Raw genomic sequence first — 3,956 nt, forward strand, 5'->3', positions numbered from 1 at the left:
GTATCCAGGTGTCTTTGGTGCCGCCGCCCTGGCTCGAATTCACCACCAGGGAGCCTTCCTTCAGCGCGACGCGTGTCAGCCCGCCGGGCACGATGGTGGTGCTCTTGCTGCCGGTGAGCACGAAGGGCCGCAGGTCGACGTGGCGCGGCGCGAGGCCGGACGCCGTGCAGGTCGGGCAGGTCGAGAGCGCCAGCGTCGGCTGGGCGATAAAGCCTTCCGGCTCGCGTTTGAGCTTTTCGCGGAAGGCCTCGATGGTTGCCTTGGTCGCGGCGGGGCCGATCAGCATGCCGTAGCCGCCGGAGCCGTGCACCTCCTTCACGACGAGGTCGCCGAGATTGTCGAGCACATAAGCGAGGTCCTTCGGCTCGCGGCAGCGCCATGTCGGCACGTTCTTCAGGATCGGCTCCTCGCCGAGATAGAATTTCACGATGTCCGGCATGTAGGAGTAGATCGCCTTGTCGTCGGCGATGCCGGTGCCGACGGCATTGGCCAGCGTGATGTTGCCGGCCGCGTAGGCCGACATCAGCCCGGGCACGCCGAGCACGGAATCGGGGCGGAAGGTGAGGGGGTCGATGAAATCGTCGTCGACGCGGCGATAGATCACGTCGACCCGTTTCAGCCCCTCGGTCGTCCGCATGAACACTTCGTTGTTCTTGATGATGAGGTCACGCCCCTCCACGAGCTCGATGCCGAGCTTATCGGCGAGGAAGGAGTGCTCGTAATAGGCCGAGTTGTAGACGCCGGGCGTGAGCAGGGCGACGGTCGGCTCGCCCGAGGCGCCCTGGGGCGCGACCGAGCGAAGAGCGGAGAGCAACTCGTCCGGATAGCGTTCCACCGGCGCCACCCTGTGGCGGGCGAACAGGTCCGGAAACAGCCGCATCATGATCTCGCGGTTTTCCAGCATGTAGGACACGCCGGACGGCGTACGCGCATTGTCCTCCAGCACGATGAAGTCTTCGGCGTCGACCCGGACGATGTCGATGCCGGCGATGTGCACGTAGACGTCGTGCGGCACCTGCTGGCCGTTCATCTCGGGCCGGAACACCGGGTTCTGGAAGATCAGGTCGTCGGGCACCACCTCGGCGCGCAGGATGTCGCGGCCGTGATAGATGTCGCGCAGGAACATGTTCAGCGCACGCACGCGCTGCTTGAGGCCCTTCTCCAGCAGCGCCCACTCCTTGCCGGACATGATCCGCGGGATCACGTCGAAGGGGATCAGGCGCTCGGTCGACTCGGAATCGCCATAGACCGCAAAGGTGATGCCAATCCGGCGGAACAGGAGCTCGGCCTCCTGGCGGCGATATTCGAGCGCCTCGGGAGGTGTCTCCTTGAGCCAGCGCGCCAGCTCCTGATAGGCGGGGCGAAGGTCCCCACCTGGAATATTCATTTCATCAAACGCGACTGCCATAGATCCCGACTGTTCCCCCAGGCGTTGCAGCCAATGGTCAGGTCGCCAGGCCTCGGTGAAGACCGCAACGTCCTGTGGCCATGCGGCAAGAGTGCATGACTTTCCTAGGTGGTAGCAAGGGCCGGGCCAGCGCGATAAGCATGGACTTGCGACATTTGCCGGGGATGGCCGGGGGCTTGCCTGAAAAAATGGCTGAGGACTGCTTATTTCGGCAGCAAAACCGCGTGACTTCAACGCGTTACCCCGGCAAATTCGGCGCGACAGGTTAAGGGACTTAAGGCATGAGCGAGATCGTCACGGCGGGCATTCTGGTCATCGGGGATGAAATCCTGTCCGGCCGGACCAAGGACAAGAATATCGGCTTCATCGCCGAGTACCTGACCAATATCGGCATCGATCTCAAGGAAGTCCGGGTCGTCTCCGACGACGAGGACGACATCATCGCCGCCTTGAATGCACTGCGGCATCGCTACACCTACGTCTTCACCACCGGCGGCATCGGGCCGACCCATGACGACATCACCGCCGACAGCGTCGCCAAGGCGTTCAGCGTCGGCATCGACCATCACCCGGAGGTGGTCGCCCGTTTCCGCGAGCGCTGGAGCGAGCAGGACCTCAACGAGGCCCGCCTGCGCATGGCCCGCATCCCCGACGGCGCCGAACTGATCCAGAGCGCGACGATTCTCGCCCCCGGCTTCAAGATCGGCAATGTCATCGTGATGGCGGGCGTGCCGTCGATCATGCAGGCGATGATGGACATCGTCTCGCCCAAGCTGAAATCCGGCGTGCGCATGCTGTCCGAATCGGTCCGCGCCAACGCGCGGGAGGGCGACATCGGCAGCCCGCTGCGGGCGATTGCCGCCGAGCACCCCGACACCATCATCGGCAGCTATCCCTTCATGGACGAAGACTCGAAGCCGAACACCAATCTGGTGGTGCGCTCGCGCGACGCGGACAAGCTGGCGGCGGCGATGGCGGCGGTGAAGGAAATGCTGGCGGGATTGAACATCACCCGGTAGCTGCCGGCAGACGAAGCAGGAGACGACGATGGCTGGTGAAGCACCGGAACTGAATGCGCAGGAGAAGGCCGGCAAGGCCTTTCCGGTCTCGTGGGACCAGTTCCACCGGGACTGCCGGGCGCTGACCTGGCGGCTCAACGAGGTCGGCCCGTTCCACGCGGTGATCGCGATCACGCGTGGCGGCCTGGTGCCGGCCGCGATCGTGGCGCGCGAGCTCGGGGTGCGCATCATCGATACCGTCTGCATCGCCAGCTACGACCATAACAAGCAGGGCGAGCTCCAGGTCCTCAAGGGCATTTCGGACGCGGCGATGAAGCTCGGCGGCGGCACCGGCAAGGGGCTCCTGATCGTCGATGATCTCGTCGACACCGGCAAGACCGGCAAGCTGGTGCGCGAAATGCTGCCGGACGCTCATTTCGCCACCGTCTACGCCAAGCCGAAGGGGCGTCCGCTGGTCGACACCTTCATCACCGAAGTCTCGCAGGACACCTGGATCTTCTTCCCCTGGGACACCGCGCTGTCCTACCACCCGCCGCTCCGCGACGGCGCGGCGTGATCTTCTTCGCCTCTCCCCGCGTGCGGGGAGAGGCCGGATTGCATCGCCAGATGCATCCCGGTGAGGGGGAGCTTCCGCGAGTCGCGCTCCCACCATATCTGTGGATGCAGCCCCTCACCCCGACCCTCTCCCCGTAAGAACGGGGAGAGGGAGAAGATTGGCGCCATGCCCCTGCAGAACCGCGTCACGCCCACCGGCGACATCATCGCCACGCCGCATCGTGGCCTGTTCACCGGCAATCGCGGCATCATCCATGATCCCGCGACCAAGACGCTGCTCAAAAAGCGATGGTCGTCGCCGGCATGGCTCACCTGCACGTGCGAATTCCGTGGCCGCCGCCGCGAGGTGATGGCGACGCATAGCTGGACCGAGCTGTTCTTCCTCGACGAGGCCACCGCGCTCGCCGCCGGCCATCGCCCCTGCTTCTACTGCCGCCGTGACGATGCCAATCGCTTCCGGGCTGCGTGGGAGAAAGGCAATCGGCTGCATACTGTCCGCATGCACGACATCGACACGGTGCTGCACCACGAGCGGCTCGATCAGGGCAGGAAGCGGCTCCACGCGCTGCTGGTGCCGCTCGACCAGCTTCCCGACGGCGCAATGGTGCAGCAGGGCGAGGAGAGTTTTCTGGTGACGCAGGGCAGGGCGCTGCTGTGGTCGCCGGCGGGCTATGTGGGAGCGCGTGAACTCAAAGATGCGCAATTGCTGACGCCCCCTTCGACGCTGCGCGCAATGAATGCCGGCTATGAGATCACACTGCATCCCAGCGCACATCGCGCTCCCTCCCCCCTTGCGGGGGAGGAAACATAGCGCGGCGTGTGGCTATTTCAGCGGACGTCCTTGTTCGTCCACGGTCGTCCGCGCATCGCGCAGGGCCCATTCGCGGATGACCTGGCGGCAGCGGGTCAGCTCGGCCTCGCTCGCGGCATTCGCATCCTTCTCCGCGCGCTCGACCATCGCCTTGCAATTCAGC

At 65.0% G+C, this 3,956-nt stretch carries 4 protein-coding genes; 3 read left to right on the forward strand and 1 reads right to left on the reverse strand.

What is annotated here, in order from left to right; all coding sequences use genetic code 11:
- Positions 1-1,408 (reverse strand): circularly permuted type 2 ATP-grasp protein (locus ACXJL8_RS35925; RefSeq protein WP_456686531.1); only part of this gene is annotated, 1,408 nt, incomplete at its 3' end.
- Positions 1,409-1,689: 281 nt separating this feature from the next.
- Between ACXJL8_RS35925 and ACXJL8_RS35930 the strand changes: the two genes are divergently transcribed.
- The 3 genes from ACXJL8_RS35930 (at position 1,690) to ACXJL8_RS35940 (ending at position 3,793) form a co-directional block, all read left to right on the forward strand.
- Positions 1,690-2,427, forward strand: a complete 738-nt coding sequence (locus ACXJL8_RS35930) for a competence/damage-inducible protein A (RefSeq protein WP_456618276.1) — start codon at positions 1,690-1,692, stop codon at positions 2,425-2,427.
- 28 nt (positions 2,428-2,455) lie between these two features.
- Entirely contained in the window at positions 2,456-2,983 is a 528-nt protein-coding gene (gene gpt / locus ACXJL8_RS35935; RefSeq protein ID WP_456618275.1) for a xanthine phosphoribosyltransferase, read from the forward strand.
- A gap of 165 nt (positions 2,984-3,148) precedes the next feature.
- Positions 3,149-3,793 carry a hypothetical protein gene (locus ACXJL8_RS35940; RefSeq protein ID WP_456618274.1) on the forward strand — a complete coding sequence of 215 codons (645 nt, stop codon included), beginning with the start codon at positions 3,149-3,151 and terminating at the stop codon, positions 3,791-3,793.
- Positions 3,794-3,956 lie beyond the last annotated feature (163 nt).

The sequence above is a fragment of the Bradyrhizobium sp. P5_C11_2 genome (assembly GCF_054049755.1).